Annotated in this window: 25 protein-coding genes; 12 read left to right on the forward strand and 13 right to left on the reverse strand. The window is 73.1% G+C overall.

Annotated features, from left to right (window positions below; all coding sequences use genetic code 11):
- Positions 1–33: 33 nt before the first annotated feature.
- From FJ657_RS07215 to FJ657_RS07235, 5 genes are read right to left on the reverse strand one after another with little or no spacing between them, the layout of a single operon-like run.
- Complete coding sequence (locus FJ657_RS07215; protein ID WP_141163025.1) at positions 34–312, reverse strand: ferredoxin; 279 nt, start codon at positions 310–312, stop codon at positions 34–36.
- Complete coding sequence (locus FJ657_RS07220; protein ID WP_141163026.1) at positions 309–1,637, reverse strand: NADH-ubiquinone oxidoreductase-F iron-sulfur binding region domain-containing protein; 1,329 nt, start codon at positions 1,635–1,637, stop codon at positions 309–311. Before FJ657_RS07220 ends, FJ657_RS07215 begins: the two co-directional genes overlap by 4 nt.
- Positions 1,634–2,305: a ferric reductase-like transmembrane domain-containing protein gene (locus FJ657_RS07225; RefSeq protein WP_141163027.1), complete on the reverse strand. Its 672-nt coding sequence runs from the start codon at positions 2,303–2,305 to the stop codon at positions 1,634–1,636. Before FJ657_RS07225 ends, FJ657_RS07220 begins: the two co-directional genes overlap by 4 nt.
- Position 2,306: 1 nt before the next feature.
- A complete protein-coding gene (locus tag FJ657_RS07230; protein WP_141163028.1) occupies positions 2,307–3,299 on the reverse strand; it encodes an FAD:protein FMN transferase in 993 nt (330 codons plus the stop codon).
- A gap of 1 nt (position 3,300) precedes the next feature.
- Complete coding sequence (locus FJ657_RS07235) at positions 3,301–3,681, reverse strand: hypothetical protein (protein WP_141163029.1); 381 nt, start codon at positions 3,679–3,681, stop codon at positions 3,301–3,303.
- A gap of 145 nt (positions 3,682–3,826) precedes the next feature.
- Between FJ657_RS07235 and FJ657_RS07240 the strand changes: the two genes are divergently transcribed.
- Together FJ657_RS07240 and FJ657_RS07245 are read left to right on the forward strand one after the other, a co-directional pair.
- Complete coding sequence (locus FJ657_RS07240) at positions 3,827–5,836, forward strand: thioredoxin domain-containing protein (RefSeq protein WP_141163030.1); 2,010 nt, start codon at positions 3,827–3,829, stop codon at positions 5,834–5,836.
- Between the two features lie 89 nt (positions 5,837–5,925).
- A complete protein-coding gene (locus FJ657_RS07245; protein ID WP_141163031.1) occupies positions 5,926–6,525 on the forward strand; it encodes a DUF3060 domain-containing protein in 600 nt (199 codons plus the stop codon).
- Positions 6,526–6,687: 162 nt separating this feature from the next.
- Here the strand turns inward: FJ657_RS07245 and FJ657_RS07250 are convergent, their stop codons facing one another.
- Both FJ657_RS07250 and FJ657_RS07255 read right to left on the reverse strand, forming a co-directional pair.
- Positions 6,688–7,566 (reverse strand): sensor histidine kinase, encoded by an 879-nt coding sequence (locus FJ657_RS07250; protein ID WP_141163032.1) that lies wholly within the window; start codon positions 7,564–7,566, stop codon positions 6,688–6,690.
- A complete protein-coding gene (locus FJ657_RS07255) occupies positions 7,563–8,345 on the reverse strand; it encodes a response regulator transcription factor (protein WP_141163917.1) in 783 nt (260 codons plus the stop codon). The genes FJ657_RS07250 and FJ657_RS07255 overlap by 4 nt, the downstream gene beginning before the upstream one ends.
- Before the next feature lie 108 nt (positions 8,346–8,453).
- On the opposite strand from FJ657_RS07255, the gene FJ657_RS07260 reads away from it, so the two are divergent.
- Complete coding sequence (locus tag FJ657_RS07260; RefSeq protein WP_181408906.1) at positions 8,454–9,632, forward strand: MFS transporter; 1,179 nt, start codon at positions 8,454–8,456, stop codon at positions 9,630–9,632.
- A 49-nt stretch (positions 9,633–9,681) separates the two neighbouring features.
- Here FJ657_RS07260 and FJ657_RS07265 read toward each other — a convergent pair whose 3' ends face one another.
- From FJ657_RS07265 to FJ657_RS07290, 6 genes are all read right to left on the reverse strand, one after another.
- Positions 9,682–10,185 carry a GNAT family N-acetyltransferase gene (locus tag FJ657_RS07265; RefSeq protein WP_141163034.1) on the reverse strand — a complete coding sequence of 168 codons (504 nt, stop codon included), beginning with the start codon at positions 10,183–10,185 and terminating at the stop codon, positions 9,682–9,684.
- A 71-nt stretch (positions 10,186–10,256) separates the two neighbouring features.
- The gene (locus FJ657_RS07270) at positions 10,257–10,499 is read right to left on the reverse strand and encodes a DUF6458 family protein (RefSeq protein ID WP_141163035.1); all 243 of its coding nucleotides are present in this window, start codon (positions 10,497–10,499) and stop codon (positions 10,257–10,259) included.
- 137 nt (positions 10,500–10,636) lie between these two features.
- Positions 10,637–11,146: a GNAT family N-acetyltransferase gene (locus FJ657_RS07275; RefSeq protein WP_141163036.1), complete on the reverse strand. Its 510-nt coding sequence runs from the start codon at positions 11,144–11,146 to the stop codon at positions 10,637–10,639.
- An 84-nt stretch (positions 11,147–11,230) separates the two neighbouring features.
- On the reverse strand, positions 11,231–11,812 hold the full coding sequence (locus FJ657_RS07280; protein WP_141163037.1) for a CoA-binding protein: 582 nt from the start codon (positions 11,810–11,812) through the stop codon (positions 11,231–11,233).
- Positions 11,813–11,819: 7 nt separating this feature from the next.
- On the reverse strand, positions 11,820–13,139 hold the full coding sequence (locus tag FJ657_RS07285; protein WP_141163038.1) for an O-acetylhomoserine aminocarboxypropyltransferase/cysteine synthase family protein: 1,320 nt from the start codon (positions 13,137–13,139) through the stop codon (positions 11,820–11,822).
- Positions 13,140–13,243: 104 nt separating this feature from the next.
- Positions 13,244–15,007, reverse strand: coding sequence for a dolichyl-phosphate-mannose--protein mannosyltransferase (locus tag FJ657_RS07290; protein WP_255447199.1), 1,764 nt, complete (start codon positions 15,005–15,007; stop codon positions 13,244–13,246).
- Positions 15,008–15,059: 52 nt separating this feature from the next.
- On the opposite strand from FJ657_RS07290, the gene rsmI reads away from it, so the two are divergent.
- The 9 genes from rsmI (at position 15,060) to FJ657_RS07335 (ending at position 23,750) form a co-directional block, all read left to right on the forward strand.
- Complete coding sequence (rsmI, locus tag FJ657_RS07295; protein WP_141163919.1) at positions 15,060–15,869, forward strand: 16S rRNA (cytidine(1402)-2'-O)-methyltransferase; 810 nt, start codon at positions 15,060–15,062, stop codon at positions 15,867–15,869.
- Between the two features lie 157 nt (positions 15,870–16,026).
- A complete protein-coding gene (locus FJ657_RS07300; protein ID WP_141163039.1) occupies positions 16,027–16,962 on the forward strand; it encodes an NADP-dependent oxidoreductase in 936 nt (311 codons plus the stop codon).
- Between the two features lie 63 nt (positions 16,963–17,025).
- Positions 17,026–18,651, forward strand: coding sequence for a methionine--tRNA ligase (gene metG, locus FJ657_RS07305; RefSeq protein WP_141163040.1), 1,626 nt, complete (start codon positions 17,026–17,028; stop codon positions 18,649–18,651).
- Positions 18,648–19,562, forward strand: coding sequence for a TatD family hydrolase (locus FJ657_RS07310; RefSeq protein WP_141163041.1), 915 nt, complete (start codon positions 18,648–18,650; stop codon positions 19,560–19,562). Before metG ends, FJ657_RS07310 begins: the two co-directional genes overlap by 4 nt.
- Complete coding sequence (gene rsmA / locus FJ657_RS07315) at positions 19,559–20,413, forward strand: 16S rRNA (adenine(1518)-N(6)/adenine(1519)-N(6))-dimethyltransferase RsmA (protein WP_181408907.1); 855 nt, start codon at positions 19,559–19,561, stop codon at positions 20,411–20,413. The genes FJ657_RS07310 and rsmA overlap by 4 nt, the downstream gene beginning before the upstream one ends.
- A 65-nt stretch (positions 20,414–20,478) precedes the next feature.
- A complete protein-coding gene (locus FJ657_RS07320; protein ID WP_141163042.1) occupies positions 20,479–21,147 on the forward strand; it encodes a DUF1294 domain-containing protein in 669 nt (222 codons plus the stop codon).
- 10 nt (positions 21,148–21,157) lie between these two features.
- Positions 21,158–21,712: a DUF4287 domain-containing protein gene (locus tag FJ657_RS07325; RefSeq protein WP_141163043.1), complete on the forward strand. Its 555-nt coding sequence runs from the start codon at positions 21,158–21,160 to the stop codon at positions 21,710–21,712.
- A 100-nt stretch (positions 21,713–21,812) separates the two neighbouring features.
- Entirely contained in the window at positions 21,813–22,745 is a 933-nt protein-coding gene (locus FJ657_RS07330) for a 4-(cytidine 5'-diphospho)-2-C-methyl-D-erythritol kinase (protein ID WP_141163044.1), read from the forward strand.
- 21 nt (positions 22,746–22,766) lie between these two features.
- Complete coding sequence (locus FJ657_RS07335) at positions 22,767–23,750, forward strand: NAD-dependent epimerase/dehydratase family protein (RefSeq protein WP_369407402.1); 984 nt, start codon at positions 22,767–22,769, stop codon at positions 23,748–23,750.
- Positions 23,751–23,752 lie beyond the last annotated feature (2 nt).

Raw genomic sequence — 23,752 nt, forward strand, 5'->3', positions numbered from 1 at the left:
GCCGGGGCGGCGCGCTGCACGAGGTGGGGAAGCTCACCGCAGCGACAGCGCCTGACGGGGGCACAGGGCGACGGCGACGCGGGCATCGGCGAGCTCGGCCGCGCCGACCGGGATGTCGGAGCCGTAGCCGAGCGCGCGCGGATAGCCCCACTCGTCGAGCTCGAGCAGATTCGACAGCAGCTCGGCGCACAGCCCGCGGGCCGCGCAGGCGGTCCAGTCGACATGGAGCGTGGCGGCGGATGCGCCCGCACCGGCGGGTCGGGCCTGCGTGGCGGGCGCGGTCGGGATGCCGAGCCCGAGGCGGGCGCTCATCGCTCGGCCTCGCAGGTCCCGTCGAGGTGCGCATCCACGTCGCTCGCGAACTCGCGCAGCGTCGAGGCGACGAGGCGCACGGTGCCGTCGGGGTGGTGGCAGGCGCCCCGGCCGTCGACGAGGGCGCTCACCCGGGCGATCTCGGCCGGGAGCCCCGGATGCCGTTCGCGGCGCGCGAGGCGATCGAGCAGTCCGGCGATGCGCGGCAGGCCGTTGACGCAGGGGCCGCACTGTCCGGCGGTCTCGGCGGCGAGCATCCCGGCGATGCCGGCGGCCGTGCGCAGTCCGCAGCGGCCGTGCGGCAGCACGTGCAGGATGCCGGCTCCGGGCGTCGCGCCCCACGGCGCGAGTCCGGCGCGATCGAGCGGCGCGTCGAGCGCCGAGCCGGGCACCCAGCTGCCGTGGTAGCCGCCGACGAGCACGGCGCGCGCGCCGGGACCGAGCCCCGCGGCCCGGACGCCGGCGTCGTCGAGTCCCGCCGCGGCCAGCACCGCCCCGAGTGGCGTTCCGCCCGCGATCTCGAGCACCGTGAGCGGGGTGCCCGGCGCGCTGACCGTCACGAGTCGCGTGCCGGTGTCGTCGGCGGTTCCTCGCGAACGGAACCACGCGCCGCCGAACCGGGCGACGAGGGCGAGATGCGCGAGCGTCTCGACGTTCTGCACGAGCGTCCGACGACGCCGGTAGCCCGCGATCGTGAGACGGACGGGGTGGTCGCGCGGCACGGGACGCCGGCCTTCCAGGTTGGCGACGACGGCCGAGGCCTCGCCGCCGACGAAGTCGCCGCGCGCCGCGACGAGCTGGATGCGGGCGCGGCCGGCGTCGGCGCGACGGGTCAGCACGGCCTGCAGCGCCGGATGCAGCTCGGCGTCGGCGACGAGACGGACCTCGCCGGCATCCACGGCGCGGGCGGCGAGCAGCAGCCCGTCGATCACGAGATCCGGTGCGGAGCGCAGCAGCAGGCGGTCCTTGGCGCTCAGCGGCTCGCCCTCGCTGCCGTTGCCGACGACGACCGGACGCCCCGAGCGGCCGGCACGCGTCGCATCCCGAGCCGAGCGGAGCTTGCGGTGCACGGGGAAGCCGGCGCCGCCGCGGCCGGTGAGGCCGGCGAACTCGAGCTCGGCGAGCAGCCGATCGGGGGAGATGTCGGGCAGCGGGCCGAATGTCGCCAGATGGTCGCCCGCGTCGGCCGGGGCCGCGGCCAGCAGTCGGCGCACGCCGGTCGGGGCGGCCAGGTCGGAAGAGGGTCGCTCTGAGCCGACGCGGGGCGTGCCGCCCTCGACCGGAGCATCGAAGGGCGAGGTCGGGGCGCGGTCGAGCAGGGTCATCGGGGGCCTCCGATCGGAGCGGCGGGGATGCGGGGAGCGGACGCACTGGAGACGGGGGCCCGCGAGACGGACGCCGGGGAGAACGCCGCGGGAGAAGCCGACGCGGGCGAGGCCGGCGCCGAGACGGCGATGGCGCCGTGCGGCTGCCGGAACCCCGCGCTGAGACGCCACGCGAGCGACGCGGCGACGGCGCCGACGCAGACGACCGTGAGCGCGATCATCCAGGGCGTGAGCGCATCCGTCCCCGTGCCGAGGCCGTGCGCGAGCGCGATCGGCCACAGCGCGTACGTCGACAGGTGCACGGCGCGGAATGCGCGGGCGCCGATGCGCCGCCGCAGCAGCGCCGTGATCGTGACCGCGAGCATCAGGTCGATCGCGACCGTGCCGAGTCCGAGCCAGAACGGCCGGTAGTCGCCGACGAAGGGCACGACCAGGTCGACGAGCTTCAGCTGCGCGGAAGGGTCGAAGAGCAGCGACACGACGTGGATGCCGATGAACGTCGTCGCGAGGATCCCCACGTTGCGGTGCAGGGTGGCGATGCCGAACCGCGGGAGTCCGATCGCGGGGCGTCCGGAGCGGGTGAGGATGCCGAGCACGACCGACCCGGTCATGAGCAGCAGCCCGATCGCGCCCGTCGCGCGGCCCAGGGCCCAGAGCGCCTCGTCCATGTCAGGCTCCCGTCGGGTCGTCGGCGACCTCGAGCGGCCAGCCGCCGAGCACGAGCACGCGGCCGTCCGCATCCACCAGCCGGGCCGGCAGGCCGAGCGCCGCGAGCCAGGGCAGGGCGGCCATGCCGCGCACGATCGCGGCGGTGCTCAGCGTGTTCGCCTCGACGCAGCTGCGTGCCGCGACCGAGACGCTGCGCCAGACCGCCTCGGCCGGCAGCCCGGTGCGCGGATCGAGGATGTGGTGCATCCGCTCGCCGCCGCGCGTCCAGGCACGGTGCTGGGTGCTCGACGTCGCCACGGCCCAGCCGCCGCGCAGACTCACGGTCGTCATCGGGTCGCCCGGGCGGTCCTGCGCGCGCACCTGCCAGCCGCCGACCGGACCGGGTCCCGCCGTCGCGATGTCGCCGCCGAGCGCGACGAGCACCGAGCATCCCAGCGTGCGGTGGATCTCGGCGGCCACGTCATCGGCGGTCAGCGCCTTGGCGGTCGCGCCCAGGTCGAGTGCGAGGTGGCCGGGCAGGCGCAGGCGGTCGCCCTCGAGCACCAGGCTGCGCCAGCCCGGCCGCACGGTCGCGACGGCGCGCACGAGGCGGCCGTCGTCGTCGGCGACGAGGCGGATGTCGCGGTCGTAGCCGACGGCGACGAGCGCCTGGCCGAGCGTCGGATCGACATCGCCGTCGCTGCGCTCGGCCGCGGAGATCGCGGCGCGCACGAGACGGGCGAGCAGCGGGCTGACGCGGGCTCCCGACGGCAGCTCGGCGGCGAGGCGATTGACCTCGGAGTCGTGGCGGAAGCGGCTCGCCGCGTGATCGACGGCGGCGGTCAGCCGGTCGGCGATCGCGATCGCGGCCGCGTGCTTCGCGGGGTCGTCGACGACGACCCGGGCGGTCGTCGACCAGAGCGGCCAGTCGCGGGAGGCGAAGGTCTGCTCGGCGCCGACTGCGCTGGTGGTCGATGTCGGGAGGCCGGACCGCGAGGTGGACGAGGTGGTCATCTCAGGATCCGCTCGTGGTGGCCTGCGAGTCCTGGCCGGAGCCGGACGTCACGGGGGAGTCGGTGGAGGAGTCGTCGGCGGAGGTGTCGTCGGCGGAGCTCGAGCTGGACTCGCTCGAGGAGGTGTCGTCGGTGCTCGAGGAGTCGGAGGAACCGGATGTCGACCCGGCGTCGGTCGACCCGGAGTCGGTCGAGCTGGAGTCCGTCGAGCCGGAGTCCGTCGAGCTCGAGTCGGTCGAGCTGTTCGCGTCGGATGCGGTCGCGCCGATCGCGGTGGTGCCGATGACGAGGCCGAGGGCGCTCGACACGACCACGATCGCCGTCGCGAGCCGCGCGCGCAGCCAGCCGCTGCGTCGTGCTCCACCGGGGTCTCGAGCGTCCATGGGGTCTCCTTCCGTGGGAGCCCCATCGCATCCCAGCGCTCTATGCCGATCCGAGGTGCTTCCTGTGCCCCGTCTGAACGCACCTGAGAACATGACCAGGTCCGGCGCCGGTCGACCGACGCGGCGCAGCGCCTAGCCTGGGCAGATGGCCGGAGACCGCCTCGCCGAAGCCCTCAGCCCCTACCTGCGCGCCCACGCCGGCAACCCTGTCGACTGGTGGCCGTGGGGCGAGGAGGCCTTCGCCGAGGCCGAGCGCCGCGACGTGCCCGTGCTCGTGTCGATCGGCTACTCGACCTGCCACTGGTGTCACGTCATGGCGCGCGAGAGCTTCTCCGATCCCGCCATCGCCGCGGTGCTGCGCGACGGCTTCGTGGCGATCAAGGTCGACCGCGAGGAGCATCCCGAGGTGGATGCGAGCTACCTGGCCGCGGCGAGCGCCTTCACCCCGCAGCTGGGCTGGCCGCTGACCGTGTTCACGACGCCGCGCGGCCGGGTCTTCTACGCCGGAACCTACTTCCCGCCCGAGCCGCGATCGGGTGTGCCGGCCTTCGGCCAGGTGCTCGGCGCCGTATCGGAGGCCTTCCGCGAGCGGCGCGCCGAGGTCGAGACGAGCGCGGCGGCGGTCGCCGAGGCCGTGCGCGCCTCGGTGCCGCCGGAAGCAGCTGAGTCGGCGGGCGCGGCTGCTGGAGAAACGCAGCTCGCGGCCGCGGCGGCGGCGCTCGCTGCTCACGAAGACACCGCGTTCGGCGGCTTCGGCGGGGCGCCCAAGTTCCCCGTCGCGCCCGTGCTGCTCTTCCTCGACGGACGGGCGGATGCCGGCGACTCCGCGGCCGTCGCGCTCGCCCGCCGCACCCTGCACGCGATGGCCGCCTCCCCGCTGCGCGACCCGGTCGAGGGCGGGTTCTTCCGCTATGCCGTGCAGCGAGACTGGAGCGAGCCGCACTACGAGCGGATGCTGACCGACAACGCGCTGCTGCTCGACCTGGCGACGCGGCTGGCCGTCGACGGCGTCGGAGACGGCGACGGCGAGGCTGCGGGCGACAGCGCTGCCGGCGACCCGGTCGCGCGCGAGGTCGCTGAAGGGGTGGCGGGCTTCCTGCTCGACGTGCTGCGTCGACCCGACGGCCGCTTCGGCGCGGCGCAGGACAGCGAGAGCGACGTCGACGGCGTGCGCTCGGAGGGCGGCTACTACGCCCGCGATGCCGCGGGACGCGCTCGACTGACCCCGCCCGCGATCGACGACAAGTCGGTCACCGGATGGAACGGGCTCGCGATCGGCGCGCTCGCCGAGGCGGGCCTGCGACTCGGACGCCCCGCGTGGATCCGCGCCGCCCGTGATGCGGCCGACGCCGTGCTGCCTGGTGCGACCGACGAGCGCGGGGTGCTGCGCCGCGCCGCCGCCGGCGACCACCTCTCCGATGCGGTCGCGACGCTCGAGGATGTCGGGCTCCTCGCCGGCGGGCTGCTCCGACTCGCGGCGGCGCTCGCCGCCGGGCCGCTGCTCGAGGCCGAGCCGACGCTCGTCGCGGAGCCCGATCCGGTGCCCGACGACCACATCCCCTCATCCGCCGATCCGGCGCGCTACCTCACGCGAGCCCGCGAGGAGCTCGAGCGCTGCCGACGCGACGGCGAGATCGTGCCGCCCTACGGCGCCGATCCGGTGCTCGCCGGACGCGGGCTCGACCTCGCGCTCGACCTGGGCGAGGGGGCGTCGCCGTCCGGGCGCTCGGCCGTCGCCGACGCCGCGCTGCGTCTCTACGCCCTCACAGGCGACCGCGAGCACGCGCGCCTCGCCGAGCTGGCGCTCGCGCCCGCCGTCGATCCCGCCCTCGCCGCGCCGATCAGCTTCGGCGCGGCGCTGCACGCGCTCGACCGGCTGAGTCGCCCGCTCGCTCAGCTCGTGATCGTGCTGCCCGACGAGCCGCACGACGACGACCGCGCACTGCTCGCCCGCGCCCGCCGGTGGCGCGCACGCGGCGGTGCGCTCGTCGTGGTCGCCGCGCGCGACGTCGATCGGCTCGTCGAACTCGGATTCGAGCTGCTGGCGGCGCGCAGCCTGCGCGCGGGGCGGGCGACCGCGTACCTCTGCGAGCACTTCGCCTGCGCGCTGCCGGTCACGACCGCGCCCGAGCTGGATGCGCTGCTCGGGCCCTGAGGCGGGAGCCGCGGCTTCGGGATCGGGTGTCGCAGAGTTGCGACAGCTCCGCGATGATGAGGGGACATCCGATCTCTAGCGTGAAGAACATGATCCGAACCAAGCTCGCCACCCTCGCCCTCCTCGCCGCCGCGACCGTCGCCCTCACCGGCTGCAGCATCGGCATCACCGGACCCGACGACGACAGCACCGCCGGCGCGAAGAAGTCCGCGACCCCGAGCCCCTCGAAGGCTGACGACGACGCCGATCGCGCTGACGACACGAAGTCGGGCGGCGCATCCGGCACGCTCGGCTCGGCCGGCATCTCGAACGGGCCGTGTGCGGGCAAGTCGTTCGAGGTCACCGAAGACGACGCGGTGCTCGTGCTGAACGGAGCCTGCGGCGATGTCGTGATCAGCGCCGACGGCGTCTCGCTGAACTTCGACGGGGCGACGTCGTTGACGCTCACCGGCGACGACGCCACAGTGATCACGAACGGGCCGATCGGCGCCGCGCAGATCGGCGGCAGCGGCAACAGCGTCAACGGCTCGGAGTACGAGAGCGTCGCGATCTCCGGCGACCTCGCGACCGTGCTCGGCACCCGCATCGGGGCCCTCACGGTGAGCGGCAGCTACAACACGGTCAACTGGGACTCCGGCGCCACGGGCGCGAGCAGCGACACGGGCGTGGGCAACACCTTCATCCGCTGACGTCCGACGCCTCACCCGGCACCTCAGAACGCTGAGGGGTCGCATAAGCCCCGTCCCGCCGCGGATCACGTCGCGGGAAGGGGCTTCTGCGACCCCTCACGAGATGCTCCGGGCGGCGGCGGCGGTCGGCGGGCGGGATGCGGCGCCTCAGCGCATCCGCGACTACAGCGGCAGGCGCAGCCGCACCGAGGTGCCCTCGCCGAGCCGCGAGCGCAGCGCGACGCTGCCGCCGTGCCGCTCGACGATCGTGCGCACGAAGGGCAGACCGAGTCCGCTGCCGGCGACGTCGCGGGTGTGACTGCCGCGGGCGAGCTCCTCCCAGACGAGGCCCTGCTCCTCGGCGGGGATGCCGCGGCCCGTGTCGGCGACCTCGATCGTCACCCCGCCCTCGTCCTCGGCTCCGCGCAGCTCGATCCGGTCGCCCGGCTGCGAGAACTTCAGCGCGTTGGCGACGAGGTTGTAGACGGCGAGGAACAGCAGGTCGACGTCGCCGCGCACGGGCGGCAGCGGGCGCGGTGCGCGCGGGAAGCTGACCGCGAGCGAGCGATCCGTCGACTGGGGGAGCTCGCCCACCGCATCCACGACCTCGCGGCCCAGCGCCTCGAGGTCGACGGGCGCGATCTCGAGCTGCGCGTTCTCGATCTCGCCGAGCTTGCGCAGGTCGGCGAGCAGTCGGGTCAGGCGCTGAGCCTGCGCGTCGAGGCCGGCGGCGACCTCCGTCTCGGGCAGGTTCGAGAGCCCGAGGCGGATCGCCGTGACCGGGTTCTTGAGCTCGTGGTCGAGCCGGTCGACGAAGCGGCGGCGCTCGGCGCGTTCGCCCGCGACCGCATTCTCGCGGCTGCGCAGCTCACGGCGACGCAGCGCCGCCCGCACGGCGATCACGAGCAGCAGCACGACGGTGACGAGCAGTCCGAGCTGCACCCAGATCCACTCGAACTGCCAGGTGACGACGATGCGACGCCGATCGCCCGCCGCGACGCCGACGACCGTGCCGATCAGACCCAGGGCGAGAGGGATGAGCGCGAGCCACCAGCGCTTCATGCGCGGGTCCCCGAAGCTCCGCCTGCGCCGCCCGCTCCGCCTGCGCCGCTCGGCCCGCCGCTGCTGCGCGACACCGGGTGCAGGAAGCGATAGCCGACGCCCTGCACCGTGTCGACGTAGATCGGGGTGCCGCTGTCGTCGGCGAGCACCTTGCGGAGCTCGGCGACGCGGTGGTCGACAGCCCGACTCGCGACCGGCTGGTCGAAGCCCCAGACGGCGGCGAGCAGACGCTCGCGGGTGAGCACCTCATCCGGGTGGGTCATGAGGTAGTCGAGCAGGCTGAAGGCGCGCGGCGTGAGCGTGACCTCGCGGTCGTCGAGCCAGACGCGCCGGGCGACGCGATCGATGCGCACGGCGCCCGCCGTGAGGCCCGCCGAGCCGCCGAGCGCGGGCTGGCCGGCGTTGACGCGGCGCAGGATCGCGCGGATGCGGGCCACCAGCTCCTGCGGGTCGAAGGGCTTATTGAGGTAGTCGTCGGCGCCCTCCTCGAGCGCCGCGGCGCGCTCGAACGACTCGCCGACCTGTGTCAGCAGGATCACCGGCAGCTGGCTGCCTTCGCGGCGCAACCGGCGCAGCACCTCGCGTCCGTCGAGCACGGGCATCATCACGTCGAGCACGACCAGCGCGGGGGAGTGCCGCTCGATCGCCGCCAACCCCTCGCCGCCGTCCTCGGCGGTGTAGACCTCGAAACCCGAGCGGGAGAGGAACGGGGCCAGGGCATCGCGGATGCCGCTCTCGTCGTCGACCAGCAGAACGCGCGGGCGCGTCGGCGGAGGGATGCTCACGGCACGAGCGTAGCGGCGGGGACGGCGCGGCCCGATCGTCGAGCGCGGACCGCGCGACCGGCGTGGTCGGCGGTGACCCGGCGCATCCGCCAGGATCGGAGGGTGAGCGAGCTCGGGTACCTGACGGCGTCGGTACCGCTGCGTCTCGCGAACGCCGCCTCGACCGTCGTGCTGCCGCTGCTCGCGGTGCAGCACACGGGCGACATCGTCAGCGGCGGCGCGCTCGGCGGGGCGCTCGTGGCCGCCTCTCTCGCGCCGAGCGTCGTCGCGGCGCCGCTCGTCGGAGCTCTGCTCGACCGCACGCGGCATCCGCGTCGCTGGATGATGACGGCCGCGATCGTGCAGGCCGTCGCCCTGGTGAGCGTGGCAGGCCTCGACCTGGTGCCGCTGCCGCTCATCGTCGGGCTGCTCGTGCTCGGCGGGATCGCCAGCCCGTTCTACCTCGGCGGCATGTCGAGCTTCGTGACCGACGTGATCGCCGACGAACGCCGCGCCTACGCCGATGACGGCGTCTCGTACAACATCGCCTCGGTCGGCGGACCGGCGCTCGCCGCGCTCGTCGTGGCTGTCGCCGACGCCCGGGTCGCCGCGCTGGTGACGGCGGGTGTCGCTGTGCTCGGCGCGGTCGGGATGCTCGCCCTGCACTTCACTCCGCGGCCGCTGCACGACGATCTGCACCTGGGGCGCGACCTGCTCGCGGCCGTGCGGGCGCTCACGCGGCACCGTCCCCTCGCGGCCGTCACCGCCTCCGGCACCCTCAGCCAGGTCGGCCAGGGCGCCCTGCCGATCGCCGCGATCGCGCTCGCCCACGAACGCGCCGGCAGCGCCGATCTCGGCGGCTGGATCGTGACGGCCTTCGCGCTCGGCGCGCTTGCCGGCGGCGTCGCCTATGCTCTGCTGCCGGTGCGGATGCGCCCGGAGGCGGTCATGGGCGGCGGATTCGCGGTGGTGGGGCTGCTCACGCTCGTGGCCGTCGTCGACCTGGGCATGCCGTTCACGCTCCTCGTCGTCGGCCTGTCGGGGGTCGTGGTGGCGCCGAGCGCCTCGGCGATGCTGCTGCTGCGCAAGCAGCAGAGCCGGCCCCGGGTGCGCTCGCAGGTGTTCACGATCGGCTCGGGGCTGCGCACGGCCGCGGCCGCGCTCGGCGCCGCCCTGGTCGGCCAGCTCGGCGGTGCGCCGGCGGGACTGCTGCTCGCGCTGATCGGCGCGGTGTGGCTCGTCTCGGCGGCGATCATGCTCGCCTTCCCGCGTGGAGCTCAGCCGATCGACGCGATCGCCTGAGCGTCTGGCGCCCGGTACTCGCTTCCCGCCGCGTCCAACAGCCCGCGAATCAGCCCAGCGCCGCCGCGTGCACGACCACCGGCAGTCCCGAGCGCGAGACCGTGGCGCGATCGAACGGCAGCCCGATCCGCTCGGCGACCCGCTGCGAAGGGATGTTGTCGGGCGCGATGATCGCCACAAGCCGCTCCGCGAGGTGCTCGCGTTCGGCGAGCGCGCGGCAGGCGAGCGCCGCCAGGGTCGCGTATCCGCGACCCTGGTGCTGCGGCAGCAGGTGATAGCCGACCTCGAGCTCGCGCACGTCGTCCACGACCTGCCAGGTGAGCCCGCAGTCGCCGAGGAACACCCCGTCGAGCGTCTCGACGATCCAGAGCCCCAAGTTGTGCTCGGCGTAATTGCGCTGGTTCCAGGCGATCCAGTCGGCGGCTTCCTCCCGTGTCTTCGGCGAGGGATAGTGCTTCATGACGACGGGGTCGCCGAGCAGACCTGCCATCGCGTCGAGATCGGCGGCGCCCATCTCGCGGAAGCGCAGTCGCGCGGTCGGCTCAGGCAGCATCCGGTCACGCTACCCGCGCGGACCGTGCGCACTGCGTCGTGGATCCGACGACAGCGGACCGCCCCAGGGTCTCAGCGCGGCTCGCCGTCGGTCGTGCGCTGGCGCACGCTCGCGTTGCCGGCCGGGTCGACCGAGCGGTGCTCGGTGGTCACGCGCCCGCGCAGGGTGACGACGAGTCCGATGATGAACAGCACGGCTCCGGCGACCATGAGGATGCCGCCGATGATGGGCAGGCTCAGGCCGGGCACGGCGAACGACACGGCGAACGCGAGGATCGCGCCGATCACGAACAGGACGACTCCGCCGACGATCATGGGGTTCTCCCTTCACAGCCGCGCGCGAGTGCGCACGGGTCGGGCTGTGACGGTACGCGCGCCTCGCCGGGCGGGTCCGCCGCTCGGAGGTGGCGCTCAGGTTACGCCCGGACGACGTGGATGCGCGCCGGGGGCGATTAGCGCGGCTCGGAGGTCAGCGCGCGGTGCCAGGCGACCTCGCGGACGAGCTGCCCTGTCTCGCGGAAGAGCCGCACCTGGTGTGCGTCGGGCAGAGCGGCGGCGAGCGCGTCCCGGTCGGCAGGCTCGAAGCCGATCGACTGCCAGAACGGCCCCGAGCGCCGGCTGAACAGCCACGCGTCGCTCGCGCCCTCGGCGGCCGCGGCGGCGAGGGCCGCGAGCGCGAGTCGCCGGCCGAGCCCGCCGCGTCGGGCCGCCGGATGCACGGCGACGCTGCGCACGAGCGCGTGGCGTCGATCGGCGCTCAGCTCGTAGCCGGTGCTGCCGACGATCGCCGTGCCCGTAACCGTGCCCGTGCCGGTGACCGCGCTCGCTTCGGCGGAGCATCCCACAGCATCCGCAGCGCCCCGCACGACCCACAGCCGCACGGCGGGATCGTCGAGGGCGCTGAGTGTGAGGTCGGCCTCGCGCAGGAACGCGGTCAGCTCGCCGACGGACGACGGCGACACCCGCTCGAGCGCGAGGCCGGGCGCGGTGCCGCCGTCGTGGTCGTTCAGAGCGTCCTGCAGCTCAGGATCGGCGCGGCGATCGGATCAGCGCAGCTGCTTGCGCGAGCTGATCTGGCCGGTGTCGAAGCCGAGCAGGTGCAGTCCGCCGTGGAAGCGGGCGTGCTCGACCTTGATGCAGCGGTCCATGACGACCGTGAGGCCCTTCGACTCTCCGTAGTACGCGGCCTCCTCGTTCCAGATGCCGAGCTGCACCCAGATCGTCTTCGCTCCGATCGCGACCACGTCGTCGATGACGGCGGGGATGTCGCTGCCCTTGCGGAACACATCCACGATGTCGGGCACGACGGGCAGGTCGGCGAGCGACTTGTAGACCGGCTGGCCGAGGATCTCGTCGGCGTTCGGGTTCACGAAGTAGAGGTCGTAATCGCTCGACTGCTGCAGGTAGGTCGACACGAAGTAGCTCGAGCGCGCCGGGTTCGGCGAGGCGCCCACGATCGCGACGCTCTTCGCGCGACGCAGGATGCCGAGGCGCTCCTTCGCGGTCGGGCCCACCCAGGTGCGCTGCGACTTGAGCAGCTTCGCGAGCGGCGAGGAGGCGGGCAGCTCGCAGGTGAGACCGTTCGAGAGCTGCGTGGTCTGAAGCTCGGCGGGGGCGGTGTCGCTCATGCGCCCATCATCCCTTCACGGCGGCGCTCAGCGCCTGGTCGAGGTCGAAGATGATGTCGTCGGGGTCTTCGATGCCGACGCTGAGTCGGATCAGGCCGCCGTCGACGCCGGCCTCGGCGAGCTGCTGCTCGGTGAGCTGCGCGTGCGTGGTCGAGCCGGGGTGGATGATCAGCGTCTTCGCGTCGCCGATGTTCGCCAGGTGCGAGGCGAGCTCGACGCTCTCGATCGTCTTCTGTCCGATCGCGCGGCTCGACTGGGTCGCGGTGCCCTTGACGCCGAAGCTGAACACCGAGCCGGGTCCCTTCGGCAGGTACTTCGCGGCGCGCTCGTGGTGCGGGTGCGAGGCGAGTCCGGCCCAGTTGACGTACTCGACGCGGTCGTCGGCCTCGAGCCACTCGGCGACGGCGCGGGCGTTGTCGACGTGCGCCTGCAGGCGGAACGGCAGCGTCTCGACGCCCTGCGCGAGCAGGAAGGCCGAGTGCGGCGCGAGCGAGGGGCCGATGTCGCGCAGCTGCTCGGCGCGCAGGCGGGTGAGGAAGGCGTACTCGCCGAAGTTGCCGTGCCAGTTGAGCCCGCCGTAGCTCGGCACCGGCTGGTCGAAGAGCGGGAAGCGCTCGTTCGCCCAGTGGAAGCGGCCCGATTCGACGACCACGCCGCCGAGGGTCGTGCCGTGCCCGCCGAGGAACTTGGTGGCCGAGTGGATGACGACGTCGGCGCCCCACTCGATCGGCCGGTTCAGGTAGGGGGTCGCGATCGTCGAGTCGACGATGAGCGGCAGACGGTGCGCGTGGGCGACATCCGCGAGGCCCTCGAGGTCGGCGATCTCGCCGGAGGGGTTCGCGATCGTCTCGACGAAGATCAGCTTCGTCTTCTCGGTGATCGCGGCCGCGTAGTCGGCGGGGTCGGAGGAGTTCACGAAGGTGGTCTCGACGCCGAAGCGGCGCAGGGTCACGTCGAGCTGCGTGACGGTTCCGCCGTAGAGCGAGGAGGAGGCGACGATGTGGTCGCCGGCGCCGGCGAGCGAGGCGAAGGTGATGAACTCGGCGCTGAGGCCGGAGGCGGTGGCGACGGCGCCGAGGCCGCCTTCCAGCGAGGCGATGCGCTCCTCGAAGCTCGCGACCGTCGGGTTCGCGAGGCGGCTGTAGATGTTGCCGTACTTCTGCAGGGCGAAGCGGGCCGCCGCATCCGCCGTGTCATCGAAGACGAAGGCGCTCGACTGGTAGATCGGCAGCGCGCGCGACCCGGTGACGGGGTCGGGGATGTTGCCGGCGTGGATGGCGCGGGTGCGGAAGCCCCAGTCGCGGTCGGTCTCGTGGCTCTCGGGCATGCGCCCAGGCTACCGAGCGGCGCCGACGCGCTCCTGTCGCGCGCGCATCCAGATGACGCTCTGTGACGCCGACGCGCAGGAGGCCCCGCACTGCGGCGGCAGCGCTACAGCCAGCTGCGCAGCCAGTAGTGCGAGTAGATGAAGTCGTGCGGCATCGGCAGGCCGATCCACATCGGGAACCAGTAGATGCTGAGCGCGATCGCGAGGATCAGGAAACCGCCCACGGTGGCGAGCCCGGTCAGCCGTCGGCTCGGCGGGTCGTTCCAGCGCCCCAGCAGATGGGCGAGCGCGACGGCCAGTCCGATCACGAGGAAGGGCTCGAAGACGATCGTGTAGAACTGGAAGACCGTGCGCTGAAGGTAGCCCATCCAGGGCAGATACCCGGCCGCGACGCCGACCAGCAGCACCCCGACGCCGTACTGGCGAGTGCGGATGAAGCGGTAGATCAGGAACACGAGCGCGGCCGTGCACGCCCACCAGATCAGCGGATTCGCGATCTCGGTGATCGCCGCGGCGCTCGCCCCGCCATCCGACTCCTGGTAGTACATGCTCGTCGGCCGCACCAGGAACAGCCAGGTCAGCGGGTTCGCCTGGTAGCTGTGCGGGGTGCTCTCTCCGACGTGGAAGCCGTACATCGACGCCTGGTAGTGGTACCAGTTCTGGAACGCGGTCGGCACCCAGGCGAGGCCGCCCGTCCAGGCGGTGCCGCCGCCGGACTCGGTCCAGTGCCGGTCGTAGCCGTCGTCGCTGAGGAACCAGCCGGTCCAGCTCGCCAGGTGCACGGCCGCGGCGAGCGGCACCAGCAGCAGGAAGCTCACCGGACCCTGAACGAGCACGGCGCTCGTCGGCCAGAACGCGATGCCGGCGCGGCGACGGTCGATCGCCTCCATGACGATCGACAGGATCGCGAAGATCGCGAGGAACCAGATGCCGCTCCACTTGACCGCGCTCGCCGCACCGAACGCGACGGCCGCGGCGAGCATCCACGGCCGCCACCAGATCGGCCTGCCCCAGTCGGTGTGCCGGTGGCCGAGCTCGCGCTGCACGACCCAGCGCTCGATGCGGCGCTTCGCCCAGGCGCGATCGAGCAGCATCGCGCCGACGCCGAGCAGGCAGAACAGGGCGAGGATGACGTCGAGCAGCGCCACGCGGCTCATCACGATCGCGTTGCCGTCGATCGCGAGCAGGCCGCCCGAGAGGGCCGTGATGATGCGCGACCGGAACAGCCCGTGCGCGATCGCCATCGTCAGCACGACGAGCAGGATGCCGACGATCGCGACGCTGATGCGCCAGCCGATCGCGTCCTGCACGCCGAAGACCATCATCCCGAGCGCGATGACCCACTTGCCGAGCGGCGGATGCGCCACGAAGCTCGCGGTGTCGGTGTAGACATCGGTGTCGCCGGCGAGGAACTTCGCGTCGTCGCCATCGGTCCAGCTGCCCTCGTAGCCGAGGTGCAGCTGGCTCCACGCGTCTTTGGCGTAGTAGGTCTCGTCGAAGACGAGCGCGTGCGGCGAGCTGAGGTTCACCAGCCGCGTCACGATCGCGACGAGCAGCACGATCGCGGGCGCTCCCCAGGTCGCGAGACGGTGCCAGCGCGGGTCGAGGCGGCGCTGCTGCCACCACGCGTCGAGGCGGGTGCCGGGGCCGGCGGGCGTCGGTGTCGGCGGCAACCTCAGCGGTTCGTCGGGATAGCCGAGGGTGATGCGGGAGAACTCGGCGTCGGGGCTGTCGGCGCTGTCGGCGCCGGGCGTTCTGTTGGTGGCGTGGGTGCTGGGCGTGCCCTCGGCGCCCGGCCCGCTGTCCGCGCCGCTCGTGATCTCGGCGGATGCGGCGCGCGCGTCGGTCTCGTCGCGGGCGTCCGTCACCCCGACAGAGTAGCCGCGCCGAGCCCCGCCGAAGGCTGGGAGGATGGGCGGCGTGATCATCCTCGCGGCGACCCCGATCGGCAACCTCGGCGACGCGAGCCGCCGCCTGGTCGAGGCGCTCGAGAACGCGGAGACGATCGCCGCCGAGGACACGCGCACGGCCGTGCAGCTCATGCGCGCGCTCGGCGTCGAGAACCGGCCGCGGCTGGCGGCGCTGCACGAGCACAACGAGGTCGAGCGCTCGGCCGAGCTCGTCGAGCACGCCCGCGAGAGCGACCTGCTGGTGCTGACGGATGCGGGCATGCCGGCGATCAGCGACCCCGGCTTCGCGATCGTGACCGCCGCGATCGCCGCCGACGTGACCGTGACGGCGCTGCCGGGGCCTTCGGCGGTGCTGACCGCGCTCGCGCTGAGCGGACTGCCGACCGACCGCTTCGCCTTCGAGGGCTTCCTGCCGCGCAAGGGCCGGGTCGCGGCGCTAACGCCGCTCGCGGGGGAGCAGCGCACGCTCGTCTTCTTCGAGTCGCCGCACCGCCTCGGCGCGTCGCTCGCCGACCTCGCGACCGCGTTCGGCGCCGAGCGTCCCGCCGCGGTCTGCCGTGAGCTGACGAAGCTGCACGAGGAGATCGCCCGCGGAACCCTCGCCGAGCTGGCCGAGCGGTTCGCCGAGGGGGCGCGCGGCGAGATCGTCGTCGTGGTCGGGGGAGCGGATCCCGTCGCCGCCGACCCGGAGAGCGCGGTGGATGAGGTGGTCGCCTTGGCCGCCGACGGCATCCGGCTCAAGGACGCGGCCGCCCAGGTCGCCGCGGCGACGGGCCTCTCGCGCCGCGATCTCTACGAGGCCGCGCTGCGCCGACGCTGACGTCGGGCCCCGGCGAAACCGTCGCCGTCGCTCCGAGTCGGCTGAGGGTGCGTTCCGCGTTCCAGCGCCGGTGCGGCTCGGAGGGGCAGAGTCGTGCCGACTCGAGGCGCGACCGGCGCGGCCGGCACGCCGAAGCGACGACGAGCGGAGGACGACGATGAAGGCAGTGCGTTTCGACCGGTACGGCGGCACCGAGGTTCTCGAGGTGCGCGAGGTCGCCGACGGCGTGCCCGGTTCCGGCCAGGTGAGCGTCAGCGTCGTGAGCGCCGGCATCAACCCTGGTGAGATCGCGATCCGCGAGGGCGCCTTCGCGAAGACCTGGCCGGCGGCGTTCCCCTCGGGGCAGGGCAGCGACTTCGCCGGCGTCGTCGAGATCGTCGGCGAGGGCGTGACGAGCGTGAAGGCCGGCGACCACGTCATCGGCTTCGGCGACGATCGCAGCTCGCACGCCGAGCAGGTCGTGATCGGCGCCGACCGCGTCGTGCCCAAACCGGCGGCGCTCGACTGGGATGTGGCGGGCTCCCTCTATGTGATCGGCACGACCGCCGAGGCCGCGCTGCGTGCGGTCGACCCGCAGGCGGGCGAGACGGTCGTCGTCGCCGGGGCGACGGGCGGCGTCGGCTACCTGCTCGCCCAGCTCGTGAAGGCCCGGGGCGCCCGGGTGATCGGCACCGCCGGTCCGGCGAACTTCGCGGCCCTCGAGGCGATCGGCGTCGAGCCGGTCGAGTACGGCGAGCGGCAGGAGGCCGACATCCGCGCGCTCGCTCCCGAGGGCGTCGACGCCTACCTCGACTGCTTCGGCTCGGGCAACCTCGACATCGCCCTCGCGCTCGGCGTCGCGCCCGAGCGCATCAACACGATCATCGATTTCGCGAACGTCGAGCGCACCGGCGCGCACGGCGCGGGCATGTCGACCGTGAAGGACATCGCTCCCGTGCTGAGCGCGCTCGCCGAGCGGCTGGCTGCCGGCGAGCTGATCGTGCCGATCCGGCGCCGCTACCCGCTCGATCTCGTGCGCGAGGCCTACGACGAACTGGCCACCCGGCACGGCCTCGGCAAGATCGTGCTGCGCATCGCCCAGACGGACATCTGAGCAGGCGGCCACCGCATCCACCGCCGTCGGTAACGCGACGACCCGCTCACTAGACTGGCGCGCATGCCTGCTCGCGACCCGTTCTACATCGCGACGCCGATCTTCTACGTCAACGACGTGCCGCACATCGGCCACGCGTACACCGAGGTCAGCGCCGACGCCCTCGCCCGATGGCACCGCCAGGGCGGCGACGACACCTGGCTGCTGACCGGCACCGACGAGCACGGCGAGAAGATCCTGCGCACGGCCCGCGCCAACGGCGTCACCCCGAAGGAGTGGACCGACAAGCTCGTCGAGTCGGCATGGACGCCGCTGCTCGAGACGGTCGACATCGCCAACGACGACTTCATCCGCACCACCGACGAGCGTCACGAGGTCGCCGTCACCCGCTTCATCCAGAAGCTCTACGACGACGGCCACATCTACGCGGGCGAATACGAGGGCTACTACTGCGTCGGCTGCGAGGAGTACAAGCAGAAGGACGACCTCGTCGAGGCGACCGAGGGCGAGTTCGCCGGGCAGCTGGTCTGCGCGATCCACTCGCGTCCGGTCGAGATCCTCAAGGAGAAGAACTACTTCTTCCGCATGAGCGCCTTCCAGGACCGCCTGCTGGCGCTCTACGAGCAGGCCGACTTCATCCAGCCCGAGAGCGTGCGCAACGAGATCGTGTCCTTCGTGCGCCAGGGCCTCAGCGACCTGAGCATCTCGCGGTCGAGTTTCGACTGGGGCATCCGCGTTCCGTGGGACGAGTCGCACGTCATCTACGTGTGGGTGGATGCGCTGCTCAACTACATCTCGGCGATCGGCTACGGCGCCGAGCCGGGCAGCGCCGAGAATGAGGAATTCGCGCGCCGCTGGCCGGCCGTGCAGCTCGTCGGCAAGGACATCGCCCGCTTCCACGCGGTCATCTGGCCCGCCATGCTCATGGCCGCGGACCTGCCCGTGCCGAAGCGCGTCTTCGGCCACGGCTGGCTGCTCGTGGGCGGCGAGAAGATGTCGAAGTCGAAGCTGACCGGCATCGCGCCGCACCAGATCACCGACACCTTCGGCTCGGACGCGTTCCGCTACTACTTCCTGCGCGCGATCACCTTCGGTCAGGACGGCTCGTTCAGCTGGGAGGACCTGTCGGCCCGCTACCAGGCGGAGCTCGCGAACGGCTTCGGCAACCTGGCGTCGCGCGTGACGGCGATGATCACCCGCTACCGCGACGGCCGCATCCCCGATGTGAGCACGGTCGAGCTGGCCGAGGCGGATGGCGCGATCCTCGCGACGATCGAGCGTGCCAACGCGGGCGCCGACACGGCGATCGACCGGCTCGCTCTCGGCGAGGCGCTGGCCGCGATCTGGGAGCTCGTCGACGAGCTCAACGGCTACATCACCGAGCAGGAGCCCTGGGCCCTGTCGAAGGACGAGGCGAACGCCGAGCGACTGGATGCGGTGCTCGCGACCGCGGCGCGCGGCGTCGGCGCGCTGGCCGTGCTGCTGTCGCCCTTCACCCCGAAGGCGAGCGCGAAGCTGTGGGCGGCGCTCGGCGGCGAGGGCGCGGTGCAGGATGCGGATGTGCGCGACGCGGCGAACTGGCGCGGCAGCGGGCAGGTGACCCCGCTGGAGTCGCCGCTGTTCCCGCGCATCGAGGTCGAGGCGGCGTCGGCGCCCGGTGGCGCCGCGCGGGGTGTGCCGGCGGCATGAGCGACTACCCGCCGCTTCCCGAGGCGCTCGTGGTGCCGGTCTACGACAACCACACGCACCTCGAGCCGTCGTTCGACCCCGAGCGGGTCGGCGACGACGGCGGGCTGGGCTACCTCGAGCAGCTGGATCGCGCGTCGAGCGTCGGCGTGCGCGGCGTCGTGCAGGTCGGCACCGATCTGGCGAGCTCGCGCTGGAGCGCCGAGGTCGCCGCGCGCGAGCCGCGCGTGCTCGCGGCCGTCGCGCTGCACCCGAACGACGCCGCCGAGCTGGCCGAGGCCGGGCAGCTCGACGAGCACCTCGCGGGCATCGCCGAGCTCGCATCGCAGCCTCGGGTGCGGGCGATCGGCGAGACCGGACTCGACTTCTTCCGCACGCCGTCGCCGGTCGGGCAGGATGCGCAGCGTCGCAGCTTCGAGGCGCACATCGCGCTCGCGAAGCAGCATGACCTGGCGCTGCAGATCCACGACCGCGACGCGCACGCCGAGGTCGTCGAGACCCTCGACCGGGTCGGGGCCCCCGAGCGGACGGTGTTCCACTGCTTCAGCGGCGACGCCGAGTTCGCGAAGCTCGTCGCCGACCGCGGCTGGTACCTCTCCTTCGCCGGCACCGTCACGTTCAAGAACGCGCAGAACCTGCGCGACGCGCTCGCCGTGATCCCGCGCAGCCGCATCCTCATCGAGACGGACGCGCCCTATCTGACGCCGACGCCGTTCCGCGGGCGGCCGAACAGCAGCTACCTGATCCCGCACACGCTGCGCTTCATGGCCGCCGAGCTCGGCACCGACGCCTCGATGCTCGCCGCGCAGATCTCGTCGAACACCGAGCTCGTCTACGGGCACTGGGATGACGTGCCGGTCGTGACGCCTCCCGGGCCGTTCGACGAGCACCCCGAGGGGACGACGGGCCCGTGAGCGCGGCCGTGCAGCTGCTGGGGCCGGCCGAGATCCGCGATCTCGCCGACCTGCTCGACATCCAGCCGACGAAGAAGCTCGGCCAGAACTTCGTGCACGACGCGAACACGGTGCGCCGCATCGTGCGCGCCGCGAGCATCGAGGCGGGGGAGCAGGTGCTCGAGGTCGGGCCGGGGCTCGGCTCGCTCACGCTCGGCATCCTCGAGACCGGCGCGCCGCTCACCGCGGTCGAGATCGACAAGCGCCTCGCCGCGCAGCTGCCGCTGACCGTGCAGCAGCTCGCGCCCGACGCCGATCTGACCGTCGTGACCCAGGATGCGCTGCGCGTGACCGCGCTGCCCGCCGACCCGGCGCGGCTGGTCGCGAACCTGCCCTACAACGTGTCGGTGCCGGTGCTGCTGCACCTGCTCGAGCACTTCCCCAGCCTGCGCGGCGGTCTCGTCATGGTGCAGTCCGAGGTGGGGGAGCGGCTCGCCGCGAAGCCGGGCTCGAAGGTCTACGGATCGCCCTCGGTCAAGGCAGCCTGGTACGGCCGCTGGTTCACGGCGGGGCAGGTCAGCCGGCAGGTGTTCTGGCCGGTGCCGAACGTCGACTCGATCCTCGTCGGCTTCGAGGTGGGCGCGGCGCCCGGTACGGAGGAGGAGCGCGTGCGCACCTTCGCCCTGGTGGATGCGGCCTTCGGCCAGCGCCGCAAGATGCTGCGCCAGTCGCTGTCGGAGGTGCTCGGCAGCTCGGCCGCCGCGACGGCGGTGCTCGAGGCCGCCGACGTCGACCCGACCGCGCGCGGCGAGGCCCTCACGGTCGCCGACTTCCTGCGCGTCGCCCGCGCCTCCGCCTCGTCCGACGACTGATCCACCCCGCCGCAGGCTGAGCCGTCCGTCAGGTCGGCCTCCTGCCGCGGGTTACGATCACAGGGATGGCAACTCCGCAGGTCCGCGTCACCGGACGCCTCTCGACCTGGGATGACGCCCGCGGCTTCGGCTTCATCAGCCGCGCCTCCGGCCGCGACATCTTCGTGCACATCTCGGCCTTCCCGGCCGACGAGCACCGCCCCGAGATCGGCGACGAGCTGAGCTTCGTCGTCGAGCCGATGCCCGACGGGCGCAGCCGGGCCGCGTTCGTGCGCTTCTCGGGCGGCGCGCGTCCGCTGCCGACCGCGGGTCACGGTGTCGTCGAGCACTCCGGCCCGCGCGAGCGGCTGCGGCTGCGCATCGACTTCGCCGGGGTGCTGGCGATCCTCACCGTCGTCGCCTTCGTCGTGCTCGTCTTCGTCGTCAGCGTCGTCTTCGGGCTGCCGCCCTGGGTTCCGTCGCTGTACATCGCGGCGAGCATCGGCTGCTTCGTGATCTACGCGGTCGACAAGATCAGCGCCGTGCGCGGCCGCTGGCGGGTGCGCGAGTCGACGCTCATCCTGCTGGGGCTCGTCGGCGGCTGGCCGGGCGCGGTGATCGCGCAGCAGCTGTTCCGGCACAAGACCCGCAAGGCGGCGTTCCGCACCATGTTCTGGGTTAGCGTCGTGATCAACGTGGTGGTGTTCGCGATCCTGACGGCGAGCCCGCTCTCGCACCTGCTGACACCGGCCTGAGGATCGGGGCATGGGCAGCGTGGACGACGGCGACCGCATCGCACCCGTCTCGGCGATGACCGGCGACTCGGCTGTGCGCACGGCGACCGGGCGCGCTCCCGAGGAGTGGTTCGCGCTGCTCGATGCCGCCGGCGCGGTCGGCTGGGGTCACACGCGCATCGCCCGCTGGCTCGCCGACGCGCACGGTGTCGACGGCTGGTGGGCTCAGGGCGTGACCGTCCGCTTCGAACAGGCCCGCGGGCTGCGGCACCCGGGGCAGAAGGCCGACGGCACCTTCGCCGCCACGGCCAGCCGCACCGTCGCTGACGCGGTCACGGCGCTCGAGGCGGTGATCACCGCGACCGAGCGCGCGGTTGGAGTTGCTCCGCGGGTCCGGCGCGAGCATCCGATCCGGCCGAACGCCCGATGGACGCTCGAGGGCGGCGCCGGAGTGCTTGTCGCGGTCGAGCCGGCCGGCGCGAAGGCGCGGATCACCCTGACCTTCGACAAGCTCCCGGACGAGCAGGCTGCGGCGCTCGCGAAGACGCGCGCGACGGGCATCCTCGAGGCGGCCCTGGCCACCTGAGCGGCTCGCGTGCGAGTCGGGTTCCGACGCACGCACCAGCCCTGTGACGCCCGTAGACCGCATGGTCTGAGTCGCCCTCGGGCTTAAGTAGTGTTGTCGCATGAGCCTGACCTCCTCGCCCGTGGTGCGGGCCAAGGCGCCGGGCAAGGTCAACGTCTTCCTGCGTGTCGGCGCGATCCAGGACGACGGATACCACGACGTCGCGATCGCGTATCAGGCCCTCTCGCTCAGCGAGGAGGTGCGGGTGCGTCACGCCGACGACTTCCGCGTGAGCGTGAGCGGCACGGTCGAGCTGGGACGGGTTCCCACCGACGAGAGCAACATCGCCGTGAAGGCCGCGAAGCTGCTCGCCGAGCACACCGGCTACACGGGCGGCGTCGCGATCGACATCGACAAGCGCGTGCCGGTGACGGGCGGGATGGGCGGCGGCTCCGCCGACGCCGCCGCGACCCTCATCGCCTGCGACGCCCTCTGGGGCACCGACATCTCGCGCGACGACCTGTTCGCGCTGGCACGCCAGCTCGGCGCCGACGTGCCCTTCGCGCTCACCGGCGGAACCGCCATCGGAACGGGCCGCGGCGACGAGCTCTCGCCGGCCCTCGCGAAGGGCGGCTACGAGTGGGTGCTCGCGCTCGCCGACTTCGGCCTGTCGACGCCCGCCGTCTACGCCGAGCTCGACCGGCACCGCGAGCAGCACGCCGGCGAGATCCGGCCCGCCGACCCGCGCCCGAGCGTCGACGCGGATGTGCTGCAGGCGCTGCGCGCCGGTGACCCGCACATGCTCGCGGAGGTGCTGCACAACGACTTGCAGGCCGCCGCGCTGCACCTCGAGCCTTCGCTCGGCCGGGTGCTCGAGCTGGGGGAGAGCAACGGCGCGCTCGCCGGCATCGTCTCCGGCTCCGGCCCGACCGTCGCGTTCCTCGCCGCCGATCGCGACTCCGCGCTCGAGCTGCAGGTCGCCCTGAGCGCGGCCCGGCTCAACGTCGTGCGCGCCTCGGGCCCGGTGCACGGCGCGCGCATCATCGGCGACTAGGCCGCGCGGACGGGGATGCGCATGCGGGTTCTCGTGCTCGGCGGAACGGGGTGGCTCGGCCGAACGGTCGTGGCGCACCTGCTCGCGTCGGGAGCGGAGGTCACCTGCCTCGCGCGCGGCGACTCGGGAGATGCGCCGTCCGGCGCGCGGCTCGTCGTCGCTGATCGTCGTGCGCCCGCCGCCTACGACGTCGTCGGCGCCGGCGGGAATGCCGGAGCGCACTGGGATGAGGTCATCGAGCTCTCGTCCTCGCCGCACCTGGTCGAGCCGGCCCTCGCGGCCCTGGCTGATCGGGCGGCCCACTGGACTCTCGTCTCCACGGTGTCGGTGTACGCCCGCGATGACGAGCCCGGCGCCGACGAATCCGCGGCGCTCGTGGAGCCTCTCGATGTGACCCAGTACGCCGACGCCAAGGTGATGGCCGAGCGCCGCAGCGCCGAGCGGCTCGGGGCGCGGCTGTCGATCGTGCGCCCCGGCCTCATCGTCGGCGCGGGTGACCCGAGCGACCGATTCGGCTACTGGCCGGCACGATTCAGCCGGCCGGGGAGCAGGCCCGCGCTCGCGCCGACGACCGACGGCCGCTTCGCGCAGGTCATCGATGTGGACGATCTCGTCCGGTGGATCGGCGGGGCTGCGCCGTCAGAGCACCGCGGAATCGTGAACGCGGTCGGCGATCCCGTGCCCTTGGAGGATCTGCTGCGGCGCGCCGCCGAGGCGGCGGGATTCGACGCGGGGCTCGTCGAGGCCGATGACACGACGCTCCTCGCCGAGGACGTGAACTACTGGGCCGGGCCTCGTTCGCTCCCGCTGTGGCTGCCCGCGGCCGCGGTCGGCTTCGCGCAGCGCAGCTCCCGGGCCTTCCGGGCTTCGGGCGGTGTGACGCGGCCGATCGACGACACCGTGGCCGACGTCCTCGCCGACGAGCGCCTCCGCGGGGTCGATCGTCCGCGTCGCTCCGGTCTCACCCGCTCCGACGAGGAGGCGGTGCTGCGCCAGATCACCTGACG

This window comes from Schumannella soli (assembly GCF_006517435.1).
Classification (GTDB): domain Bacteria; phylum Actinomycetota; class Actinomycetes; order Actinomycetales; family Microbacteriaceae; genus Schumannella; species Schumannella soli.

Coding starts and splice junctions, on each gene's coding strand:
- FJ657_RS07235 (WP_141163029.1), bottom strand. CDS start 3,681: ATGGACGCTCGAGACCCCGGTGGAGCACGACGCAGCGGCTGGCTGCGC.
- FJ657_RS07240 (WP_141163030.1), top strand. CDS start 3,827: ATGGCCGGAGACCGCCTCGCCGAAGCCCTCAGCCCCTACCTGCGCGCC.
- FJ657_RS07330 (WP_141163044.1), top strand. CDS start 21,813: ATGAGCCTGACCTCCTCGCCCGTGGTGCGGGCCAAGGCGCCGGGCAAG.
- FJ657_RS07300 (WP_141163039.1), top strand. CDS start 16,027: ATGAAGGCAGTGCGTTTCGACCGGTACGGCGGCACCGAGGTTCTCGAG.
- FJ657_RS07230 (WP_141163028.1), bottom strand. CDS start 3,299: ATGACCACCTCGTCCACCTCGCGGTCCGGCCTCCCGACATCGACCACC.
- FJ657_RS07225 (WP_141163027.1), bottom strand. CDS start 2,305: ATGGACGAGGCGCTCTGGGCCCTGGGCCGCGCGACGGGCGCGATCGGG.
- metG (WP_141163040.1), top strand. CDS start 17,026: ATGCCTGCTCGCGACCCGTTCTACATCGCGACGCCGATCTTCTACGTC.
- FJ657_RS07285 (WP_141163038.1), bottom strand. CDS start 13,139: ATGCCCGAGAGCCACGAGACCGACCGCGACTGGGGCTTCCGCACCCGC.
- FJ657_RS07325 (WP_141163043.1), top strand. CDS start 21,158: ATGGGCAGCGTGGACGACGGCGACCGCATCGCACCCGTCTCGGCGATG.
- FJ657_RS07250 (WP_141163032.1), bottom strand. CDS start 7,566: ATGAAGCGCTGGTGGCTCGCGCTCATCCCTCTCGCCCTGGGTCTGATC.
- FJ657_RS07265 (WP_141163034.1), bottom strand. CDS start 10,185: ATGCTGCCTGAGCCGACCGCGCGACTGCGCTTCCGCGAGATGGGCGCC.
- FJ657_RS07220 (WP_141163026.1), bottom strand. CDS start 1,637: ATGACCCTGCTCGACCGCGCCCCGACCTCGCCCTTCGATGCTCCGGTC.
- FJ657_RS07270 (WP_141163035.1), bottom strand. CDS start 10,499: ATGATCGTCGGCGGAGTCGTCCTGTTCGTGATCGGCGCGATCCTCGCG.
- FJ657_RS07310 (WP_141163041.1), top strand. CDS start 18,648: ATGAGCGACTACCCGCCGCTTCCCGAGGCGCTCGTGGTGCCGGTCTAC.
- FJ657_RS07245 (WP_141163031.1), top strand. CDS start 5,926: ATGATCCGAACCAAGCTCGCCACCCTCGCCCTCCTCGCCGCCGCGACC.
- FJ657_RS07335 (WP_369407402.1), top strand. CDS start 22,767: ATGCGGGTTCTCGTGCTCGGCGGAACGGGGTGGCTCGGCCGAACGGTC.
- FJ657_RS07320 (WP_141163042.1), top strand. CDS start 20,479: ATGGCAACTCCGCAGGTCCGCGTCACCGGACGCCTCTCGACCTGGGAT.
- FJ657_RS07215 (WP_141163025.1), bottom strand. CDS start 312: ATGAGCGCCCGCCTCGGGCTCGGCATCCCGACCGCGCCCGCCACGCAG.
- FJ657_RS07280 (WP_141163037.1), bottom strand. CDS start 11,812: ATGAGCGACACCGCCCCCGCCGAGCTTCAGACCACGCAGCTCTCGAAC.